A 20,632-nucleotide genomic window follows, 5' to 3' on the forward strand; every position below is an offset into this window, starting at 1 on the left:
TAGCATCTTAATCTCACTTATTTCTATGCAAATTTACCGTTTATAACATTAAATGGTAAATTTGCATTACTTTATATAATTTATAAATATTCATATAAACGAAAACTATGGAGAATATGTTGAACTCTTTAACCGCGAACTCTTCTGACGCTAATTTTTCTGACTCAAGCTCTAGCACAGTTCAAGCTGAACGTATTTTGCCTGTTAAAAAACCTGGTCCTATTATTGCTGGCATAATCGTAGCAGTAATTGCATGCTCGCTACTATATGGAATTGTTACAAATCCTCGCTTCGAGTGGGATGTTGTAGGCATATATTTGATTAGCAATAACGTTTTTTATGGCATTGGTTGGACTCTTCTTTTAACTTTGCTTGCTATGGTTATTGCGATTGTGTTGGCTGTTGGTTTGGCTATGATGCGTAAGAGTGTTAACCCGGTTTTGCGTGGGTGTGCTTGGTTCTTTATTTGGTTTTTCCGTGGTACGCCTGTTTATACGCAGCTTGTTTTTTGGGGTATGTTTGCGGTTCTTGTTCCTAAGTTGAGTTTGGGTATTCCGTTTACTTCGGTGGAGTTTTTCTCTATTGATTCTAATGTTGTTATGACTTCTCTTACGGCTGCGGTTGTTGGTTTGTCTCTTAATGAGGCTGCGTACTTGTCTGAGATTGTTCGTGCTGGTTTGGAGGCTGTTGATGCTGGTCAGGTTGAGGCGGCTCAGGCTTTGGGTATGTCTCGTTCTTTGATGATGCGTCGTGTGATTCTTCCTCAGGCTATGCGTATTATTGTTCCGCCTTTGGGTAATGAGACTATTGGTATGCTTAAGACTACTTCTTTGGTTTTGGCTGTGCCTTTTACTCTTGAGCTTCAGTTTGCTACGAATGCTATTGCGAATCGTATTTATAAGCCGATTCCGCTTCTTCTTGTTGCTAGTATTTGGTATTTGGTTATTACTTCTGTGTTGATGGTTTTGCAGTCTATGTTAGAAAAGCATTTCGGCAAAGGCTTCGAAGCGCGAGATATTGTAAAACATGCGCAATTAGACACAGATGCGGATCAGCGCGGCGACAAATCTTTGCACGCTAAGCAGAAAAATGTTAAAGGGCGTAACGACGCGGCTATGTTGGGCTTTAATGCCTAGTGGTAGCATTGCTTCATATACGAAATTTTGGTGAATAACATGAGTAATACTTTAGAAAATTACAATGAGGGAGCGAATATGACTATTAAAAATAACGAAAGCAATCTTCCCGCAGTAATCTTAAGCAACGTACAGAAATCATTCGGTAGTCTTAGCGTATTAAAAAATATTAATATAACCGTTAATCCTGGCACGGTAACTGTTATTTTAGGACCTTCCGGATCTGGTAAATCAACCTTATTGCGCTTAATCAATCAGCTTGAAACTCTTAGTGCTGGAAGTATTAGCATTTATGGCGAGCGCATTGGTGTAAAAAAGGTAACGCATAAAGGCGAGGAATGTCTTCAAGCTCTTAGCGATAAAGAGATTTCTAAGCAGCGTTCGAAGCTTGGAATGGTTTTCCAGCGTTTTAACTTATTCCCTCATATGACGGCATTGGAAAATGTTATGGAAGCTCCTGTTCACGTGTTGGGAATGAGTAAGCAGGAAGCTCACGATTTAGCAATTGAAGAGCTTAAACGAGTCGGCATGGCTGAGCGAATGAATCATTATCCTGCTGAGCTTTCTGGCGGCCAGCAGCAGCGTGTTGCAATTGCGCGCGCTCTTGCTATGAAGCCGGAAATTATGCTGTTTGATGAGCCGACTTCTGCTCTTGACCCTGAGCTTGTTGGTGAAGTTTTGAATGTTATGCGAAATCTTGCAAAAGATGGTATGACAATGATTGTTGTAACGCACGAAATTGGTTTTGCGCGTGAAGTTGCAGATCAAGTAGTATTTATGGATGATGGAATGGTTGTAGAGTGCGGAACTGCTGATATTATTGACAATCCGCAAACTAATCGTTTCAAAGATTTCTTGCATCACGTGCTTTAAAACTTTTACGAAGCTTTTACGAAGCTCCTAAAAGCCGCAGTAAAGTTGCAGTAAAGCCGCAGTAAAGTTGCAGTAAATCTTTTATAAAATTCAAAAGAATAGCACCGTATTGCTTTATGATTAGTGGTACAGTTGTGCATGTTCAAGTAGATATAGTTGTTAAGGGATTCTATGATTCAAGCGAATTGCGATGTTAAAAAACTTGATGTGCATCGTAAGAATAAGTGGACATTCTTAGGATCTTCTAGGTGGATGCGCTCTATTGCGGCTTTTGTTTCTGCGACTTTAATAGGATTTTCTGGAGCTTGTGGAACAACCGATGCTGTTGGCCGTGACCCTCTTCTTGACCGCTGTTACAACATTAATAGCATTAAAAAAGATGAAAAAATCGCCTCTCTTCTTCCTAAAAAACTGTTGGAAAAAGGCGAGCTTGTTATGGGAACAAACATTGGTTATGCTCCTGCAGGATTTTATGCCAGAGATGGCCGAACTGTAATCGGTTACGAAATTGATCTTAATAAAGCTTTAGCAAAATTAATGGGCTTAAAACTTACTATTGTGAATGCTCCTTTTGATGCTATCTTGCCTTCTGTTGGCAGCAAATTCGATATAGGTGTTTCTGGTTTTACAGTAAGTAAGGAAAGAGAAAAAGCCGTCGATTTTGTAACGTACGCAAATGCTGGATTGCTGTTTGTTGTTCGTAAAGGAAACCCAACAAAGGTAAGTCTTAATAATTTGTGTGGCAGAAAAGTGTCTGTACAAGTAGGCACTACCAGCGAATCGCAAATGTATAGTGCTAGAGACTTTTGTAAAGCGAGTAAAAATAGTCCTTTAGATGTTCTTGCTTTTAAAGAGCAAACAGATGCAACTACTGCTGTTGTAGCTGGTAGAGCGGATATTATGTACGCCGACACTCCTGTTTCTAGTTTTGCTATTGAGCAAACCGATAATCAGCTTGAGGCTTTGGGAACAAGCAAAGACAAGGCGCTTATGGGCATTATTATGCAAAAAGGGGATAAGCAGCTTGCTCAGGCTGTTAAAGCTGGTATTGAAAAACTTATACAAACTGGAGATTATGAAAAAATCATGAAGTCTTGGGGTGTGGAAGATATTATGGTTAAGCATCCTGAATTAAATCCGAATGTGTGATTTTCTGGTGTCTTCTGATTTTGATTGAGTTTAGAGTAGTATTGTGAATATGTTTTCTAAAAAGAACAACGACGAGCGTATTCTTCCAGTTAAAAAGCCGGGTCCTATTATTGCTGGGGTAATTGTTGCATTAGTGGCCTGCTCTTTACTGTATTCTATAGCGACTAATCGTAGATTTGAGTGGAATATAGTAGCGAAATATATTATTGACGAAAATGTTCTTACTGGTATTGGCTGGACTCTTCTTTTGACTTTGCTTGCTATGGTTATTGCGATTGTGTTGGCCGTTGGTTTGGCTATGATGCGTAAGAGTGTTAACCCGGTTTTGCGTGGGTGTGCTTGGTTCTTTATTTGGTTTTTTAGGGGTACGCCTGTTTATACGCAGCTTGTTTTTTGGGGTATGTTTGCGGTTCTTGTTCCTAAGTTGAGTTTGGGTATTCCGTTTACTTCTGTGGAGTTTTTCTCTATTGATTCTAATGTTGTTATGACTTCTCTTACGGCTGCGGTTGTTGGTTTGTCTTTGAATGAGGCTGCGTATTTGTCTGAGATTGTTCGTGCTGGTTTGGAGGCTGTTGATGCTGGTCAGGTTGAGGCTTCTAAGGCTTTGGGTATGTCTCGTTCTTTGATGATGCGTCGTGTGATTCTTCCTCAGGCTATGCGTATTATTGTTCCGCCTTTGGGTAATGAGACTATTGGTATGCTTAAGACTACTTCTTTGGTTTTGGCTGTGCCTTTTACGCTTGAGCTTCAGTTTGCTACGAATGCTATTGCTAATCGTATTTATAAGCCGATTCCGCTTCTTCTTGTTGCTAGTATTTGGTATTTGGTTATTACTTCTGTGTTGATGGTTTTGCAGTCTATGTTAGAAAAGCATTTCGGCAAAGGCTTCGAAGCGCGAGATTTGACGCGAAGAAAGTACTGCACAAGCCTTGAGGTTGACGTATAATAGAAGATTATGTGTGGAATTGTGGGATATGCGGGTTTTGGCAAGGTTTGCGCAAAACCTTTGGAAGTTTGTTTAGGTGGATTAGAGCGTTTAGAGTATCGCGGATATGACTCTTCAGGAGTGGCACTGGTGGCACCCGGAATGAGCAAGGTTGCCGTGCGCAAAAAAGCAGGACGCCTAGCTGTGTTACGAGATGATATTAGTGTGAATCCTATGCCGGAAGCGAGTGCTGCAATAGGTCATACTCGTTGGGCTACGAACGGTGCTCCTTGCGATGCAAACGCGCATCCTCACACAAGTGTTGACGGAAAAATCGCCCTTATTCATAACGGAATTATTGAAAACGCTGTTGTTCTAAAAGAACAGCTTCACGAAGAAGGATACGAATTTTCTTCCCAAACAGACACGGAAGTTGCGGCAAAACTGCTTGGTAAAATCGCAAACGAAATTGTGGAAGAAACCGGTAAAGCAGACTTATTTACGGCTCTTCGCCGCACTGCAAAAATGCTTAAGGGTGCTTTTACTCTTCTAGCAGTGGACGTTCGTCAGCCTGGTATTGTTGCAGCTGTTCGTCACGATTCTCCGCTTGTTGTGGGTCTTGGTGACGGCGAGTATTTCTTAGGTTCTGATGTTGCGGCTTTTGTGGCTTATACGGATCGTGTTTTAGAAGTTGGCCAAGATGAAGCTGTTTGCATTGGAAATATTGACGAAAGCGGCAAAGCTGGTTTGCTTCTTACTGATTTTGACGGCAAAGTTGTTGAAAATCCTACGTGTTTTACGGTTGACTGGGATGCGTCTGCTGTAGAAAAAGGCGGCTGGGATTCCTTTATGGATAAGGAAATTCATGAAGATCCACACGCTGTTGCAGACACTTTGCGCGGGCGTTTTGACGCTCAGGGAAATATTGTTCTTGACGAAGTGCATATTGGCCAAGACGTGTTGCGCGCGATTGACAAAATTATTGTTGTTGCTTGCGGCACGGCAAGTTACGCAGGTTTGGTTGCAAAATATGCGATTGAGCACTGGGTGCGTGTGCCGGTTGAAGTGGAGCTTGCTCACGAGTTTCGCTACAGAGACCCTATTTTGACGCATCGAACATTGGTGGTTGCAATATCGCAGTCTGGCGAAACAATGGATACGCTTATGGCTTTGCGTCACGCGCGCGAGCAGGGAAGTCGTGTGCTTGCAATATGCAATACTCAAGGTTCTAGCATTCCGCGCGAATCTGACGCAGTTCTCTACACTCACGCTGGTCCAGAAATCGCTGTTGCTTCTACTAAAGCTTTTGTTGCACAAATCGTGGCAGCATACATGCTCGGTCTTTATTTGGCACAAGTAAAAGGCACAATGTATCGCGACGAGATCCAGCAAATTGTTGCGCAATTAAAAGCTATGCCAAGTAAAATTCAGAATGTTCTCAACACTCAGTCAGATTCCATTATGAAAGCTGCAGAGCATACGCTTGAAGCTAAGTCTTTCCTATTCTTAGGTCGTCATGTTGGATACCCTGTTGCGTTAGAAGGAGCGCTTAAGCTTAAGGAAATCGCATATACTTTCACAGAAGGTTTTGCAGCCGGTGAGCTTAAACACGGTCCAATCGCGCTTGTTGACGAGGGGGAGCCTGTTGTAGTAATTGTGCCTTCTTCTCGCGGACGCGACATTTTGCACTCAAAAGTAATTTCTGGAATTGAGGAAGTTAAAGCGCGCGGAGCGTTTACTATTGCGGTTGCTGAAGAAGGGGATCCGGATGCTGCAAGATACGCGGATATTGTTTTCTGGCGTCCTGAATGCCCGACTCTTTTAAGCCCGCTTGTTGACGTTGTTGCGTTGCAGTTATTCGCAATGGATATGGCAAAATTAAAGGGTTACGATGTTGATAAGCCTAGAAATCTTGCCAAATCCGTAACTGTAGAATAAAACTTATGGTAACAAAATAGTAGTAGGCGGCAACTCATGCTTACATTCGCAAAAATATTGCAATCGCGCAATAGTTTGAAGCAATTAGTGCTTTCAATATTGTGTGTTTTGTCTTTATTGCTATCTTCCGGATGTGGAAATGCGGATGCTAGAACACGAATCACTGTGTGGTCGTGGGAACCAAGCATGAAGCGTATTGCAAAAGAGTTTGAGCGTCTTAATCCGGATCTTCGTGTTGTTGTAAAAGACACTAGCGGCTACAGCAATCTAAACAGCGCTATTCAAGATGGTTACGGAATACCAGACGTTGCTCAGCTGGAATATTTCGCACTACCTCAATACGCTGTAAGCGAGCAGCTGCTGGATATTACTGATCGAGTGCAGGGGACTAGAACTTTCTACACTCCAGGTACTTGGTCTTCTGTGCAACTAGGTGGGCGAATCTATGGCCTTCCAATGGATTCAGGACCTATGGCTTGGTTTTATAACGATGACGTATTTAAGCAAGCTGGTGTTGACGCAACTAAAATACGCACTTGGGAAGATTACCGTCACGCTGCTAGAAAACTGAAGGATATTGGCGTTTATATTGCTGCAGATTCGGGAGATGCCAGCTTTTATAACGCTATGATTTGGCTTGCAGGTGGACGTCCTTTTATTACTTCGCACGATGGAAAAACAGTTACTGTGCGTCTGGGCTACGACAATGGCACGCAAAAGTTTACTAAGTTTTGGCAGTCTATGATTGACGAAGGCTTAATTGACACACGAACTACAACCTGGACGCAACGCTGGAAAAATGGTATTGGAGCCGGCAAAATTGCTTCTGTTTTTGCTGGAGCTTGGATGCCTTCTCTGCTTCTGGAGAATGTGCCAGGTACAGCGGGATTATGGAAGGTTGCGCATGTGCCAACGCTTCACGGCGAAAAACGTAACGCAGAAATGGGCGGATCTGCGCTATCTGTGCTGAAATTAAGTAGAAAGCCGGAAGCTGCTATGCGTTTTGTGAATTTTGTTTGTCACGAAATGCAAGGTATTAGAATGCGCGTTAACGGTGGAGCGTTTCCTGCGGATGTTGTAACTCTTGCTGACCCGAATTTTCTAAATCGAACAACAATACGTGATTCTCGCGGAATTGACATACCTTATTTTGGTGGTCAGAAATTTAACCGCGTATTTGCTGATGCTGCAAATCAAGTCGATACCAGATACCAGTATTTGCCGTTTGAAGTGTATTCCAGAAATGATTTTCGTACAACTGTTGGGCAGGCTTATGACTGGAGTAGAAAGTCGCGTACTCGCTTGAATGTGCAGTCTATGATTGACGCTGGAATTACTCAAGATGACGGCAGTCAGCTGTGGCTTCCAGACGATCCAGGTCCTCGTATTTCTATAAAAGATGGTTTAGATTTGTGGCAAAAAGACTTAAAAGAATACGGGTATAATCAAGGTTTTGTTGTTAGATAGAAAACTAACGCAAGTTTTAAAACTAACGCAAGTTTCTTCTATAAATTTCTGCCATGCCTTTGAAAATCAAATTAGGATCGTAATAGTCGATTGATTTAACATCCTGCTCAAACAAACTACCCAATCCGCCTGTGGCAATCACCTTAAATGGCTCATTTATTTCGCTCTTAAACTGTTCAATAGTGCGCTCAATACCACCTAAGAAACTGTAGTATAAGCCAGCTTGCATGGCAGTAAGAGTTGATTTTGCAAGAACGGACTTTGGTCTAGAAATCTCAACTTCTGGAAGCTGAGCTGTATTATCCCACAAAGCTGCGGCTGCAGTTCTAATACCAGTACAAATAAGACCGCACGTAATAGCGCCACTTTTATCAACGTAGTTGTATGTTGTAGCAGTTCCGAAGTCAATAACAAGAACAGGCCCACCGTACTCGTTGAACGCACCAACGCAATCAGCCAAGCAATCTGCACCAAGCGATTTAGGCTCGTCAATGCGAATATTCATGCCAGTTTTAACACCAGGGCCCACAATCATTGGGTCAATATTAAAGAATTTTATTATGCTAGAACGAAATGAGTGCATAACTTTTGGAACAACAGAAGCAATTATTATATCGTCAACATCGCTTGCTTTGAAGCCGCTTAAATGCAGGAATTGCATAAGTATAATGCCGTATTCGTCACAAGTACGGTTGGATTTTGTAGTCATGCGATACGTGTCGACGATTTTGTTATTTTTTAAAAAGCCAAGCACTATGTTCGTGTTGCCAATGTCTACTGCTACTAACATTTATACGCGCTTCCTGATGTTGATATTTATGGTTGATACTACTTATTGATATTACTTGTTGATATTAACGAAAGTTTGTGAATTGTAGATTTAAGATTTAACGTGCGCGAGATGGGACTTGAACCCACACGTCGTAAGACACAGGAACCTAAATCCTGCGCGTCTACCATTCCGCCACTCGCGCATAACTCATACAAATAATCGAGCGTGGAAAACACAAGTCGTAACACGAATCGTAAGTATTAACACGCTCGAATGAGTCGAGAGCCGCTTGACAGAATCGAACTGTCGACCTTCTCATTACGAGGGAGACGCTCTACCGACTGAGCTAAAGCGGCATGTTGCCCGAGACGCATTCGCGACTCGCGCACAAGAAAAGTATTTTATCGTATTTTTTTAGATTTGTCTAATTTGGCGCGCCGTGCAACAGCTAACCCTCCAAATGTGAGGTAGTTTTCCCGCGTTTGGAGCGCCTGGCCCTTCGAAACCCTCCAAATGTGGGGTAGTTTTCCCGCGTTTGGAGTGCTGAGCCGCGGATAACGCTCCAAATGTGGGGTAGGTTGCGCGCGTTTGGAGTGCTTAACCCTCCGCAACGCTCCAAATGTGAGGTAGGTTGTGAGCATTATCAGTGTTATTGTGTTCATTTTTGTGTTAAGCTTCGCGTGTTTCTGTCTGCTTTTGTGAGTATCTTGTGAAGTGGATGATAGTGACAATTGCTGTCGCATCAGTTAAAGAAATGAAAGGACCTAGAAATGGCCATCAATCCGCCAGTTGACGCCGTAAAAACCCCAGAGTGGGCTGCATTGCAGAAGCATTACGACGAGTTGCAGTCAGAAGGCGTCTGCCTGAAGAAGTGGTTTGCAGAGGATGCAAATCGCGTGGATAAGTTGAGCTTCGAAGCTGGAGATCTCCACTTCGATCTTTCTAAGAATTTAATTAAGCCTGAAACTCTGAAGCTTTTCGCAGATCTTGCAAAGGCAGTTAAGCTTGACGAGCGCACTAAGGCAATGTACACCGGCGTGCACATTAACAATACTGAAGATCGTGCAGTTTTGCATACTGCTTTGCGTCGTCCTGCAGAGGATGCTGGCAAGTTCATTGTTGACGGTCAGGATACCGTTGCAGATGTTCGTGAAGTTTTGGGTCGCATTTACGATTTCGCTAACGAAGTTCGCTCCGGCGCTTGGAAGGGCGTTACCGGCAAGAACATCAAGACTGTTGTAAACATTGGTATCGGCGGTTCCGACTTGGGTCCGGTCATGGTTTACGAAGCTTTGAAGCCATACGCTGACGCTGGTATTAGCGCTCGCTACGTTTCTAACATTGATCCAAACGATATGGCCGAAAAGACCAAGGATTTGGATCCAGAAACCACTTTGTTCATCATTGTTTCCAAGACTTTCACCACTTTGGAGACTTTGACCAACGCTCGTACCGCTCGTACCTGGTTGCTTAATAAGCTTCAGGAGTGCGGCGCTATTGACGGCAGCGACGCAAAGAAGGCTGAAGCTGTTGCAAAGCACTTCGTAGCTGTTTCTACCAACCTTGAAAAGGTTGCAGAGTTCGGCATCAACCCAACCAACGCCTTTGGCTTCTGGAACTGGGTTGGCGGTCGTTACTCCGTGGACTCCGCTGTTGGTACTTCTTTGGCCGTTGTTCTCGGCCCAGAGCGCTTTGAGGAGTTCTTGAAGGGCTTCCACGCAATCGATACTTACTTTGCTGAAACCCCATTCGAGAAGAATGTTGTGGTTCTTCTTGGTATGCTCAACGTTTGGTACCGCAACTTCTACAAGGTTGCTTCCCACGCTGTGCTTCCATACGATCAGTACTTGCACCGCTTCCCAGCTTATTTGCAGCAGCTCACCATGGAATCCAACGGTAAGTCTGTTCGCTGGGATGGCACTCCTGTAACAAGCGAAACCGGCGAAATCTTCTGGGGCGAGCCAGGCACCAACGGTCAGCACGCTTTCTACCAGTTGATTCACCAGGGCACTCAGCTTATTCCAGCTGATTTCATTGCATTTGTGAACACGCCAAATCCTACTAAGGATGGCGATCAGGACGTTCACGAGCTCTTCTTGGGTAACTATCTTGCACAGACCAAGGCTCTTGCATTCGGTAAGACTGCTGACGAAGTTCGCGCAGAAGGCACTCCAGAAGAGATTGTTCCAGCTCGCGTATTCAGCGGCAACCGTCCAACCACTTCCATCTTCGGCGAAGCTTTGACCCCATTCGCTTTGGGTGAATTGATTGCTCTCTACGAGCACATCACCTTCGTTGAAGGCACTGTGTGGGGCTTGGATTCTTACGATCAGTGGGGCGTGGAGCTTGGCAAGCAGCTTGCAAAGCAGATTACTCCTGCAATTTCTCAGGATGATGACGCTTTGGCAGCTCAGGATGCTTCTACGCAGAGCTTGATTCGCTTCTACCGCGCGCATCGCAAGTAGTTTGCAAGCATATTAAATATGGCTTGTCTATTTGCCTATAATTTTAAAACCTCTTGGTGAGTGTTAGTCATTCATCAAGAGGTTTTTGTTTAGATAAATAAATACATATTCAACTACAGCTTCAACTACAGATTCAAGAAAAGCTGGTGAATTCGCGTATCGCTGTCAAGCTCCGGGTGGAAGGACGTTCCAATTTGATTCCCTTGGCGCGCTGCTACCACGTGGCCGTCTACAGTTGCAAGAGTTTCGGCGTTAGATCCAACTTCCGCAATATAAGGCGCGCGAATAAACGTCATCGGCACATTGCCTAGCTCACCAAACTCAGCCTCACAATGGAAGCTTCCAAGCTGGCGCCCATAAGCGTTTCGCTTAACTGTTACGTCTAGCGTGCCAAAACCGTTTACTTCGTTACCTTCTACGTTCTTAGCAAGCAAAATCAAGCCTGCGCAAGTGCCAAGAACAGGCATGCCGCCTGCAATCCTCTCGCGCAAAGGCTCAAGCATATTTTGCTCGCGAAGAAGCTTAGCTTGCACAGTGCTTTCGCCTCCCGGCAACACTAATCTGTCGAAAGACTGCTCCAAGTCGCGCGCCTGCCTAAGCTCTATTACGCGCGCGCCTAATTTTTCAAGCATCAAGCGATGCTCAAGAAAAGCTCCCTGAACTGCTAAAACTGCTACAGTATGAGCGGAGTTATCAGTATTGATAGGTGAGTTTGACAAAATTACTCGCCTCGCTCAGCCATCAAGAGCTTAATTTCCTGCTCGTTAATGCCAACCATAGCTTCGCCCAAGTTTTCGGAGAGCTTAGCAATCATCTTAGCGTCTTTGTAATTAGTCACAGCCTTAACAATTGCTGCAGCGCGCTTTGCTGGGTCGCCCGACTTAAAGATGCCGGAGCCAACGAACACGCCTTCAGCACCAAGCTGCATCATCAAAGCAGCGTCTGCTGGGGTAGCAACACCGCCTGCAGCGAAGTTTACTACAGGAAGCTTTCCGTTTTGTGCAACATACTTTACGAGTTCAAATGGCACGCGCAAATTCTTAGCTTCCTCAAAAAGCTCATCCTCGCGCATGCTTGTAAGCTTACGAATAGCAGAATTCATCATGCGCATGTGACGCACAGCCTGAATCACGTCGCCAGTTCCTGGCTCACCCTTAGTGCGAATCATGGAAGCGCCTTCGTTGATTCGGCGCAAAGCTTCACCCAAATCTTTTGCGCCGCAAACAAAAGGCACGGCAAAATCGCGCTTATTAATGTGGTACACGTCGTCAGCTGGGGAAAGCACTTCGCTTTCGTCAATGTAGTCAATTTCAATAGCTTCAAGCACTTGTGCTTCAACAAAGTGGCCAATACGGCATTTTGCCATAACAGGAATAGACACAGCTTCCTGAATGCCGTGAATCATAGCCGGGTCGCTCATTCGAGAAACGCCGCCGGCTGCGCGAATATCAGCAGGAATGCGCTCCAAAGCCATAACTGCGCACGCGCCAGAATCCTGAGCAATCTTTGCCTGCTCTGGGGTGGTGACGTCCATAATCACGCCGCCTTTAAGCATTTGAGCCAGCTGGCGGTTCAATGCTGTACGGTCTTCACCACTTTGGTTTTGCGGATCTGAGGATTCGTTCACAGTTACCGTAGTATTCAAGTTCTCAGTCATCATTCCTCGCTTTGTATTAAATGTGTTTGCGCACGTTTGCAAGTTTACGTTCTGTTGGAATTTAACCACATTCGTAGGATATATGCCTAATAAATAGTACAACCTTGTGCGTTCTTAAAATCGTATTTATACAAATTTTTCGCGAGTTTTTTGGATGATTGCACGGTGAGCCTGCTTTTAGCTTGCGCTACGATTGATACTGCCGGCGACTTGGGGTTGATTTATTTAATTTGCAATCAAGCGTCGAGCGTAAAACAATTAAAAATAAATAATAACTAAATATAAATAACAACTAAATAACTTAGTACCATTTAGAAAGGTTTATGGTATGGGTAACGCAAAACCTGAGGAAGGCGTGCACGAAGAAAACGGCGCGACCGAAACATTCTCTGGTGAATCTTACGCAAGTAATTCTTACGATAATGCTTCTGCAGATAGCGCGTCTAAATCAAGTACAGACGACTCGCTTAATGCAGCTGCAAAATCAAACACTTCATCAAAAAATCGCAAGCTAAGCAAGCCTTGGCTATTTACAATAGTAATTGTTGCGGTTGTTGTAATAAGCGCGATTTTTGCAACGGTAACTGACCCAAGCTTGTTCAAGTCGCAAAACGCTGCATCTACAATGTCGCACAAAACCATCACAATCGGCTTAAAACTGGCTCCTACTAATCTCGATATTAGAAACCAGTCCGGTTCTTCGCTAGATCAGCTTCTTATTGGTAACGTTTACGAGGGTTTGGTTGCGAGAAATGAAAAGAACCAGGTTTCGCCTTCTTTGGCAAAAAGCTGGGAAGTAAGCAAAGACGGCTTACGCTACACTTTCCATTTGCGCAAGGATTCCGTATTTTCTAACGGCCACAAGCTTACGGCAAAAGATGCTGCGTGGTCGTTTAATGAGCTTGTTTCTAAGCAGTATCGCGGCTCGAATATGGTTGGAAAAGTTGAGTCTGCAAAAGCGAAGGACGATTACACGTTTGAGATTACGCTTAAAGAGCCAAATGCGAAGCTTTTGTGGGCCTTGTGCTCTCGCGCGGGCTTAGTGTTTGATAAAACAGCTAAATACGATGCTAAAACGCAGGCGGTTGGCTCCGGACCGTACTTAATTGAAAAGTTCGTGCCTTCAGATCGTGTTGTGTTAAAGGCAAATCCGCGATATAAGGGCATTCATCCTGCTAAAACCGAAAAAGTTGTTGTTCGCTACTTTGTTGATGACAACGCTGCTGTAGACGCGCTTTCTTCTGGCGCTGTTAAAGCTCTTGCTCCTATTTCCGGTCAGCTTGCTAAGCCATTTAAGGATGATTCTAAGCGTTATGTTGTTCGAGCTGGAAACGGAACAGACAAGTTCGTGCTTGCTATGAACATGAATGGCGAGCGTACGAAGGATGCTCGCGTGCGAAAAGCTATTCGTTACGCGATTGATCATAAGCAGATTATTGCGTCTCGAGGCGGTACAGATTTGGCTCTTGGTGGCCCAATCCCATCTCTTGACCCAGGTTATGAGGATCTAACTAAGCTTTATCCTCATAATATTGATCGCGCGAAGTCTCTTATGAAAGATGCAGGTTTCGATAAGTCGCATCCTCTTAAACTTTCGCTTACTTACCCGAATATTTACGGCACTCAACTTGGTGACCAATTGCGATCGCAGCTTGAAGCTGTTGGTATTGATTTGCGCGTGAATGTTGTTGAGTTTACTACTTGGCTTCAGGACGTGTACAAGAATAAGCAGTACGATTTGTCGATGGTTGACCACAACGAAAGCCACGATTTTGGCCAGTGGGCGGATCCTACCTACTACTACGGTTACGATAGTAAGCAGGTTCAAGACTTGTATGCGAAGGCAATGCTTTGTGCGAATGAGCATGAGTCTGCTAAATTGCTTGCTAAAGCTGCGCGAATTATTAGCAAGGATGCGCCTGCAGATTGGCTGTTTAACTACCGCGTTGTAACTGCGAAGGTGAAGAATCTTGAAGGAATGCCTTTTGACATGAATCAAGAAATTTTGCCACTTTACAATTTGCGTTTAACTAAGTAACTAAAAATCTACGCAAAAGTTAAACAAGTAATTAAGTAATTAAAAATTGGTGAAAAAGGGGAGTTATTAATGTTTCGCATGATATGCCAACGTTTGCTGCTTTTTATTGCGGCTCTGTTTTGCATTTCTGCGGCTGTTTTTCTTGCGCTTCGTGTGCTTCCGGGCGACGTTGCGCAAGTTATGGCAGGTCTTAACTCCCCTCACGGCAAAGTTGAGCAGCTGCGGGCTGAGCTTGGCTTAAATAAGCCGCTTTTTACTCAATATGCCGATTGGCTTCTGGGTGTTATGCGTGGAGATTTCGGCGTTTCTGTTCTAACGGGCAGGCCCGTGGTTTCAATGATTTTAGGCCGTGCTACTATAACTTTTCCGCTGATTTTTTTGGGACTTGCTATTGCGCTCGCAATTGGTATTCCGCTTGGCTGTTTTAAGGTAACTCATGAAGGGAAGCTAGCTCAAGTAGTTTCTCGATTTACTGCTATTTCTGCAGGATCTGTGCCAGCTCTTTGGGGTGGAATGCTTCTTATTTTGCTATTTGGCAAAGGTGTTGGCGTAGTGGGTCTTCTTCCTACTCAGGGTTTTCCAACTGACGGCTGGAGTGATTTTTCCGAAGCGTTTTTGTCTCTGCTTTTGCCGGCGATTACGGTTGGAATTATTGTTGGCTCTAGTTTTATGCGCTACACTGCAGCAATTCTTGAAAATATTGCTAATAGTGAAATTGCTGCTGAAGCAATGGCTTGCGGAATGACTCGTAAGCAGGTTGTTTGGCGAGTTGGTTTGCGTTTGGCTCTTGCTCAGTTAGTTTCTGTTATTGGCTTGACTTTCGCTCACATGGTTATGGGTGTGATGGTTATTGAAAACCTGTTTTCTTTACCTGGAATGGGTATGGGTTTGGTTCGAGATGTTGGTTTGCGCGATTTAATTGCCGTGCAGGGTGAACTTTTTATGCTTGCGGCTCTTTTTCTGCTAATTGGTTTTGCGGTTGATATTGCTCACAGGCTGCTAGACCCTAGGTTGTCAAGGTGATTTTGTGAAAAAGATGCAATTTACTATTCTAAAACGTATATGGCGTGCTTCATTTGGTAAATTCGTATGCGTAACGCTTTTTCTTTGGCTTGCTATTGCTGCAATCTCACTGTTTTGGACTCCTTATTCTCTTCTAAAAACAAACGGCTACGAAGTGTGGCAGAAGCCGTCTTTTGCGCATTTACTTGGTACTGATGGAACTGGCGCCGACATGCTTAGCTGGCTTATGGCAGGTTCTCGAGTGGAGCTTGTTATAGTCGTTTGCACAGTTATGATTTCTGCTTTAATTGGCACGGTTTTGCTTAGCATTATGATTTCGCAGTATAAAATTATTCGTGCAACAAGCGTTATGGCTGTTGACGCTCTTATTTCTGTTCCAACTGTTCTGATTGCTCTTATGCTTGCGGTTCCGTTTGGCGCAAACGTTTTGGTGATTGTGATTGCTTGTGGATTTGGATACGGTTTTAATCTGGCTCGTATTGTGCGTCCAAGCGCAAAGCTTGTTTTGCAATCAGATTACGTAAATTCAGCTATTTCTCAAGGCGCTTCAAGAAGATATGTGCTACTTCGTCATGTGCTCCCTAATATTACGCCTGTAGCGCTTGTGCAGCTTTCTCTTTCTGCAGGTACGGTGATTTTGGCAGAAAGTGGATTAACTTACTTGGGTGTAGGTGTGCCGTCGGGAGTTCCTAGCTGGGGGCGTGTTTTGGCAACTTCCGTAACGCTTATTCACGTCAATCCTTTGGCTGTTCTATGGCCGGGATTAATCGTAACAATAGTTGTTGTTGCTCTTAATCTGCTAGGTGACGTGTTGCGTAAAGTATTGGATCCTTGTGCAAAAAGTATGAATAAAGTAGGCGCAAAATGAGCTTAAATATTCAAAATCTTACGTTAAATCTTGGTAAAAAAACTATTCTTAACAACGTTTCGCTGCAAATTTCAGATGGTGAGCGTGTTGGCTTAGTTGGGGCTTCTGGCTCTGGAAAATCTATGCTTCTTCGCGCTGCAACCGGCTTGCTTCCGTCTGAAACTAAAATTTCTGGATCTTGCATGCTTGGGGGAGTTCAAACTGTTGGCGCTAGTGATGAGAATCTTGCTCGCCTTCGAGGAAAATACGTGGGCGTGGTATTTCAGCAGGCTAATCGCGCGCTTAATCCAATGCTAAGTGTTGAGGAACAGATTTCGCTTCCTTTGCGCATTCACTACCAACTTGATGCCGATGACGTTCATAATAGAGTTTGCGTAATGCTTGAAAAGGTTGGTTTGCCGCAGAATATTATTTCTAAACGCACTTTTGAACTTTCTGGCGGACAGCTGCAGCGAGTTGGTATTGCAACAGCTTTAATTACTTCTCCGCGGCTTATTTTGGCTGACGAACCTACTACTGCTCTCGATAGTGTAACTCAAAAAGAAGTTGTTAACATGTTGACTTCGCTTGTTGACAACATGGGCGCTTCTATGCTTTTTGTAACTCACGATTTTTCTGTGCTTTCAAAAGCTGCTAAGCGTTGTTATGTTCTTGATTCTGGGCGATTGGTTGACAGTGCAGAAGTCCAAGATTTGCTTGAAAATCCGCGCGTTACTTCAACTAAGCAATTGGTTGATGCTGCTAAAAAGTTGACTTTAAGAGCGCAAAAAATAGATTCTCAAAATGTAAGTCGCGAAAGTGCAAGTCGCGAAAGTGCGACTACAGAAAGTGTAAGTCGCGAAAATTCTGCTCTTTTAACTGCAAAAAACATTCACGTTACTTTGGGTCGTGCCTTAGCTCGCGCAGAAGTTTTGAAGGGTGTTAATCTAGAGCTTTTCAAAGGAGAATCGCTTGCTATTATTGGCGGTTCTGGCTCTGGTAAAACAACTCTTATTCGCGCAATGTTAGGTCTTCAAAAAATTTCAGATGGAATTGTTACTTATGATTCACAAATAGTGAATTCTTCTACAAATCACAAAAAAATTTCCTATTATAGTGCGCTTCGTAAAGAAACTTCTCTTGTTTTTCAGCATCCATTTGCGGCTTTAGACCCGCGCTGGACTGTTCTAAAAAGCGTTGCCGAGCCGCTTAATATTTGGCGAAAATCGCTTAAATTAGACGATGCAACTATTGAGCAGCGTGTTTGTGAAATGCTGAAATTAGTAGGATTAAATCCTAAAGATTTTTTGGAACGTTATCCTCATGAGCTTTCTGGCGGTCAGGCTCAGTGTGTTGCTATTGCGCGCGCACTGATTAATAATCCTCGAGTTTTGGTTGCAGACGAGCCAATGAGTGCAATTGACGTTGCTGAGCGCACTCGTATTCTCGACGCTTTTGCGGCAATTCGAAAAGAGCGCCCAACAATGTCGTGTGTTTTCGTAAGCCACGATTTAGGTATGATTCAGCATTTAGCAACACGAGTTATTGTTCTTAACGATGGGGAAATTGTGGAATCTGGAAGAGTAAGCGATGTTCTAAATAATCCGCAAAATGACTACACTCGTGCTCTTGTAAACGCAGCAATCATGTAAATAAATCTTTCAACTAATAAATCTTTCAACTAATTAGGCAACTACCGTCTACTATAGAAGTACTTAGTACGTAAAGAGTACGTTGTTTATTGTGTAGTTAAGCGAAGGGAATACTTATGAATAAGCAGGATGCGTCTAGACCTAGACCAGAAAGTTTTGAACTAGATCATACTAAAGTAAAAGCACCTTATGTGCGCTATATCAATACGCAAAAAGGTCCTAATGGGGATGTTATTTCCAACTATGATATTCGTTTAACGCAGCCTAATGAGGAAGCAATTCCTACTGCAGCTTTGCACACAATTGAGCATATGATTGCAGTGTTACTTCGCGAGCGTATTGATGGCTATATTGATTGCTCGCCTTTTGGTTGCAGAACTGGTTTTCATCTGCTAACTTGGGGCGAACACAGCACAGAAGATGTGGCGCGCGCTTTAAAGGAATCTCTTGAGTTTATTGCGTTTAAGGCGACTTGGGATGATGTTCCTGCAACAACTATTGAATCTTGCGGTAACTATAGAGATCACAGTTTATTTGGTGCTAGTCAATGGTGTAAAGATATTCTAGCGAAGGGAATTAGTTCGGATCCTTTTGAGCGCAAACTTGTGTAAGTAATAATTAGCTAATTTTGCGTAGTTTTATTTGCTTTCTTTTAGAGGCTGACATGGAAGATATAACATTGAGAAAAGCAACTCTTGGTGACTTGCGAAATATTGAGCATATTTATGAAAATGCTCGCAAATTTATGCGTGTTACAGGCAATCCTCATCAGTGGGGGAATAGTTTTCCACTTGTTTCAAGTGTTATTGAGGATATTCGTTTAAAACGTTTCTATTTGATTGTTGACGAGGACCCAGAATCATGTAACGAGCGTATTCTAGCGCAATTCGCATTATGCGAAGGTGTTGATGAAGTGTATGCCAGTATTGACGGTGCGTGGCTTGATGATATTTCCTCCTATGTAACAATTCACCGCTTAGCATCTTCGGGAATAAAACCAAAAATGGCAACAGCGTGCTTGCATTGGGTGCAGCAAAACTATAATAATGTACGAATTGACACGCATCCAGATAACGTAATTATGCAAAAAGTAATTACGCGTGCAGGGTTTAGTCGTTGTGGATTGGTCGTTATTCCAGATCGTGTACACAGTGCAGTACGTATTGCATATCAATGGATGCAAACACTTAATCATGTCATATGAAATGCGCATGTGTTCTTAAAAGCTTATGGAGAGTATACAAAAGAGCATGTAGCATTAAAAGCATACTAAATCAGTTAGGTGAGTTATGAGTACAGATTTAAGTAATGCAGCAAGTAATAGTGCACGTAATTCGGCAATGTTAGAAGCAAACTATGCTCGCGCTTTAAGTACATACCCGGGTCAGGTAATCGTCGATTTGAAGGCACTTCGAGACAATATGCGCACTTTGGTTGCGCGAGTTGGTCAAAATTTGCAGCCTGGTCAAAATGCGCCGGAAGTTATGGGGGTAGTGAAAGCAGACGGTTACGGACATGGCTTAATTCCTAGCGCTCTTGCTTCTTTAGCTGGTGGAGCTACTTGGCTTGGCACAGCTCAACCATACGAAGCGTTACGTTTGCGTGCAGCTGGTATTGATTCAAGCCGCTGCCATATTCTTACTTGGCTTACTAGTGCTCCAACTACGAGATTTGCGGATTTAATTTCAGAAGATATTGATATTTCTGTTGGATCTATTGATTCTCTCGACGCTGTGGCTTTTGCTGCACGAAAGTTAGGTAAGCCTGCGCGCGTGCACGTAAAAGTCGATACAGGTTTTGGTAGAAATGGTTTTACTCCAGCCGGTTTTAGTGACGCTCTTAAAAGATTGCAGCAATACTCTAGCGAAGGCGCGATTGAAGTTATTGGCCAATGGAGTCACTTAGCTGTGGCAGATTCTCCAGACGTTCCAGAATTTGTAGACGCAACAGACCGCCAAATCCAACAATTCCACGAGTTTACAAATCGCATGAAAGAAGCTGGTTTAGCCCCTAAAATCCGTCATTTAGCAAATACTGCTGCAACGCTTAACCGCCCAGAAATTCGTTTTGAGCTTGTGCGCCCGGGAATCGGTTTGTACGGCTACGAGCCGGATCCTGCAATGGGAACTTCTCAAACTTACGGATTGCAGCCGGCTATGACTCTTCAAGCTCAGCTTGGCACTGTAAAAACTGTAGAAGAAGGACATGGAATTTCATACGGACGCACGTATTTAACTCCAAATAATACGAGCACTGCTATTGTTCCTCTTGGATACGCTGACGGCATTTTGCGTTCTGCTTCCGGATTCGATATGCAAGGTGCACGTCATGTTAATAAGCCAGGCGGTCCGGTTAGAGTAGAAACAAATAATGGTGCTCGAATTGTGAACGTTTCTGGGCGAGTTTGCATGGACCAGTTCATAGTTGATTTAAAAGGCGATGCTGCAGAGTTAGGCGTTCGAGAAGGCGATACTGTAACGCTTTTTGGACCTGGAAGAGGCTTGGAATTTGCTGAGCCTACTGCAGACGATTGGGCAAAAGCTGCAGGAACAATCAGCTACGAAATTATGACTGGAATCGGCGCTCGCGTGCCGCGGCTTTACCGCAACGCTTACGAAGTGCTATCTTCTAGCGATATTTCAAAACTGGACGCAAAAAGTCTTATATAACTTGTTACTGCTTGTTTTAAG

The 20,632-nt window shown here is 43.7% G+C and carries 17 protein-coding genes and 2 tRNA genes; 14 read left to right on the forward strand and 5 right to left on the reverse strand.

What is annotated here, in order from left to right; all coding sequences use genetic code 11:
- The first annotated feature begins 107 nt into the window (after nt 1–107).
- The 6 genes from HXT52_RS01640 to HXT52_RS01665 all read left to right on the forward strand — a co-directional run bounded on the left by HXT52_RS01640 (nt 108) and on the right by HXT52_RS01665 (nt 7,488).
- Nucleotides 108–1,136 carry an amino acid ABC transporter permease gene (locus tag HXT52_RS01640; RefSeq protein ID WP_375169360.1) on the forward strand — a complete coding sequence of 343 codons (1,029 nt, stop codon included), beginning with the start codon at nt 108–110 and terminating at the stop codon, nt 1,134–1,136.
- A gap of 78 nt (nt 1,137–1,214) precedes the next feature.
- Entirely contained in the window at nt 1,215–2,009 is a 795-nt protein-coding gene (locus HXT52_RS01645; protein WP_004129450.1) for an amino acid ABC transporter ATP-binding protein, read from the forward strand.
- A gap of 171 nt (nt 2,010–2,180) precedes the next feature.
- Nucleotides 2,181–3,158 carry an ABC transporter substrate-binding protein gene (locus HXT52_RS01650; protein ID WP_004129448.1) on the forward strand — a complete coding sequence of 326 codons (978 nt, stop codon included), beginning with the start codon at nt 2,181–2,183 and terminating at the stop codon, nt 3,156–3,158.
- A gap of 49 nt (nt 3,159–3,207) precedes the next feature.
- On the forward strand, nt 3,208–4,104 hold the full coding sequence (locus HXT52_RS01655) for an amino acid ABC transporter permease (RefSeq protein ID WP_375169559.1): 897 nt from the start codon (nt 3,208–3,210) through the stop codon (nt 4,102–4,104).
- Between the two features lie 9 nt (nt 4,105–4,113).
- A complete protein-coding gene (gene glmS / locus HXT52_RS01660; RefSeq protein ID WP_375169361.1) occupies nt 4,114–6,021 on the forward strand; it encodes a glutamine--fructose-6-phosphate transaminase (isomerizing) in 1,908 nt (635 codons plus the stop codon).
- A 36-nt stretch (nt 6,022–6,057) separates the two neighbouring features.
- Complete coding sequence (locus tag HXT52_RS01665) at nt 6,058–7,488, forward strand: extracellular solute-binding protein (RefSeq protein ID WP_419388868.1); 1,431 nt, start codon at nt 6,058–6,060, stop codon at nt 7,486–7,488.
- Between the two features lie 22 nt (nt 7,489–7,510).
- Here HXT52_RS01665 and HXT52_RS01670 read toward each other — a convergent pair whose 3' ends face one another.
- The 3 genes from HXT52_RS01670 to HXT52_RS01680 form a co-directional block, all read right to left on the reverse strand.
- The gene (locus HXT52_RS01670) at nt 7,511–8,278 is read right to left on the reverse strand and encodes a type III pantothenate kinase (RefSeq protein ID WP_375169363.1); all 768 of its coding nucleotides are present in this window, start codon (nt 8,276–8,278) and stop codon (nt 7,511–7,513) included.
- 103 nt (nt 8,279–8,381) lie between these two features.
- A tRNA-Leu gene (locus HXT52_RS01675) sits at nt 8,382–8,462 on the reverse strand.
- An 81-nt stretch (nt 8,463–8,543) separates the two neighbouring features.
- Nucleotides 8,544–8,616: transfer RNA gene (locus HXT52_RS01680), tRNA-Thr, on the reverse strand.
- Nucleotides 8,617–9,030: 414 nt separating this feature from the next.
- Here HXT52_RS01680 and pgi point away from each other — a divergent pair.
- The gene (gene pgi, locus HXT52_RS01685; protein WP_004137567.1) at nt 9,031–10,725 is read left to right on the forward strand and encodes a glucose-6-phosphate isomerase; all 1,695 of its coding nucleotides are present in this window, start codon (nt 9,031–9,033) and stop codon (nt 10,723–10,725) included.
- A 125-nt stretch (nt 10,726–10,850) separates the two neighbouring features.
- Here pgi and pdxT read toward each other — a convergent pair whose 3' ends face one another.
- Complete coding sequence (gene pdxT / locus HXT52_RS01690) at nt 10,851–11,444, reverse strand: pyridoxal 5'-phosphate synthase glutaminase subunit PdxT (RefSeq protein ID WP_119521702.1); 594 nt, start codon at nt 11,442–11,444, stop codon at nt 10,851–10,853.
- A 2-nt stretch (nt 11,445–11,446) separates the two neighbouring features.
- A complete protein-coding gene (gene pdxS / locus HXT52_RS01695; protein ID WP_050543671.1) occupies nt 11,447–12,280 on the reverse strand; it encodes a pyridoxal 5'-phosphate synthase lyase subunit PdxS in 834 nt (277 codons plus the stop codon).
- A 430-nt stretch (nt 12,281–12,710) separates the two neighbouring features.
- Here pdxS and HXT52_RS01700 point away from each other — a divergent pair, with 430 nt between their 5' ends.
- From HXT52_RS01700 to alr, 7 genes are all read left to right on the forward strand, one after another.
- Nucleotides 12,711–14,420 (forward strand): ABC transporter substrate-binding protein, encoded by a 1,710-nt coding sequence (locus HXT52_RS01700; protein WP_421776049.1) that lies wholly within the window; start codon nt 12,711–12,713, stop codon nt 14,418–14,420.
- A gap of 69 nt (nt 14,421–14,489) precedes the next feature.
- Nucleotides 14,490–15,443 (forward strand): ABC transporter permease, encoded by a 954-nt coding sequence (locus HXT52_RS01705; RefSeq protein ID WP_308582753.1) that lies wholly within the window; start codon nt 14,490–14,492, stop codon nt 15,441–15,443.
- Between the two features lie 13 nt (nt 15,444–15,456).
- Entirely contained in the window at nt 15,457–16,311 is an 855-nt protein-coding gene (locus HXT52_RS01710; RefSeq protein ID WP_308582757.1) for an ABC transporter permease, read from the forward strand.
- Nucleotides 16,308–17,942: an ABC transporter ATP-binding protein gene (locus tag HXT52_RS01715; RefSeq protein WP_410313503.1), complete on the forward strand. Its 1,635-nt coding sequence runs from the start codon at nt 16,308–16,310 to the stop codon at nt 17,940–17,942. The genes HXT52_RS01710 and HXT52_RS01715 overlap by 4 nt, the downstream gene beginning before the upstream one ends.
- 116 nt (nt 17,943–18,058) lie before the next feature.
- Nucleotides 18,059–18,553, forward strand: a complete 495-nt coding sequence (locus HXT52_RS01720) for an S-ribosylhomocysteine lyase (protein ID WP_004106032.1) — start codon at nt 18,059–18,061, stop codon at nt 18,551–18,553.
- 53 nt (nt 18,554–18,606) lie between these two features.
- Nucleotides 18,607–19,146: an N-acetyltransferase gene (locus HXT52_RS01725; protein ID WP_410313502.1), complete on the forward strand. Its 540-nt coding sequence runs from the start codon at nt 18,607–18,609 to the stop codon at nt 19,144–19,146.
- A gap of 85 nt (nt 19,147–19,231) precedes the next feature.
- A complete protein-coding gene (alr, locus tag HXT52_RS01730; protein ID WP_410313501.1) occupies nt 19,232–20,611 on the forward strand; it encodes an alanine racemase in 1,380 nt (459 codons plus the stop codon).
- The last annotated feature ends 21 nt before the right edge of the window (nt 20,612–20,632 follow it).

Origin of the sequence: Gardnerella sp. KA00288, assembly GCF_049244085.1 — a bacterium.
Taxonomy (GTDB): Bacteria; Actinomycetota; Actinomycetes; order Actinomycetales; family Bifidobacteriaceae; genus Bifidobacterium; species Bifidobacterium greenwoodii.

What these genes read in the sequence shown, in the direction of transcription:
- HXT52_RS01670 (WP_375169363.1), bottom strand. Translation starts at nt 8,278, where the DNA reads ATGTTAGTAGCAGTAGACATTGGCAACACGAACATAGTGCTTGGCTTT.
- pdxS (WP_050543671.1), bottom strand. Translation starts at nt 12,280, where the DNA reads ATGCTTAAAGGCGGCGTGATTATGGACGTCACCACCCCAGAGCAGGCA.
- HXT52_RS01725 (WP_410313502.1), top strand. Translation starts at nt 18,607, where the DNA reads ATGGAAGATATAACATTGAGAAAAGCAACTCTTGGTGACTTGCGAAAT.
- HXT52_RS01650 (WP_004129448.1), top strand. Translation starts at nt 2,181, where the DNA reads ATGATTCAAGCGAATTGCGATGTTAAAAAACTTGATGTGCATCGTAAG.
- alr (WP_410313501.1), top strand. Translation starts at nt 19,232, where the DNA reads ATGAGTACAGATTTAAGTAATGCAGCAAGTAATAGTGCACGTAATTCG.
- HXT52_RS01715 (WP_410313503.1), top strand. Translation starts at nt 16,308, where the DNA reads ATGAGCTTAAATATTCAAAATCTTACGTTAAATCTTGGTAAAAAAACT.
- pgi (WP_004137567.1), top strand. Translation starts at nt 9,031, where the DNA reads ATGGCCATCAATCCGCCAGTTGACGCCGTAAAAACCCCAGAGTGGGCT.
- HXT52_RS01665 (WP_419388868.1), top strand. Translation starts at nt 6,058, where the DNA reads ATGCTTACATTCGCAAAAATATTGCAATCGCGCAATAGTTTGAAGCAA.
- HXT52_RS01720 (WP_004106032.1), top strand. Translation starts at nt 18,059, where the DNA reads ATGAATAAGCAGGATGCGTCTAGACCTAGACCAGAAAGTTTTGAACTA.
- HXT52_RS01645 (WP_004129450.1), top strand. Translation starts at nt 1,215, where the DNA reads ATGACTATTAAAAATAACGAAAGCAATCTTCCCGCAGTAATCTTAAGC.
- HXT52_RS01705 (WP_308582753.1), top strand. Translation starts at nt 14,490, where the DNA reads ATGTTTCGCATGATATGCCAACGTTTGCTGCTTTTTATTGCGGCTCTG.
- glmS (WP_375169361.1), top strand. Translation starts at nt 4,114, where the DNA reads ATGTGTGGAATTGTGGGATATGCGGGTTTTGGCAAGGTTTGCGCAAAA.
- HXT52_RS01655 (WP_375169559.1), top strand. Translation starts at nt 3,208, where the DNA reads ATGTTTTCTAAAAAGAACAACGACGAGCGTATTCTTCCAGTTAAAAAG.
- HXT52_RS01640 (WP_375169360.1), top strand. Translation starts at nt 108, where the DNA reads ATGGAGAATATGTTGAACTCTTTAACCGCGAACTCTTCTGACGCTAAT.
- HXT52_RS01700 (WP_421776049.1), top strand. Translation starts at nt 12,711, where the DNA reads ATGGGTAACGCAAAACCTGAGGAAGGCGTGCACGAAGAAAACGGCGCG.
- HXT52_RS01710 (WP_308582757.1), top strand. Translation starts at nt 15,457, where the DNA reads ATGCAATTTACTATTCTAAAACGTATATGGCGTGCTTCATTTGGTAAA.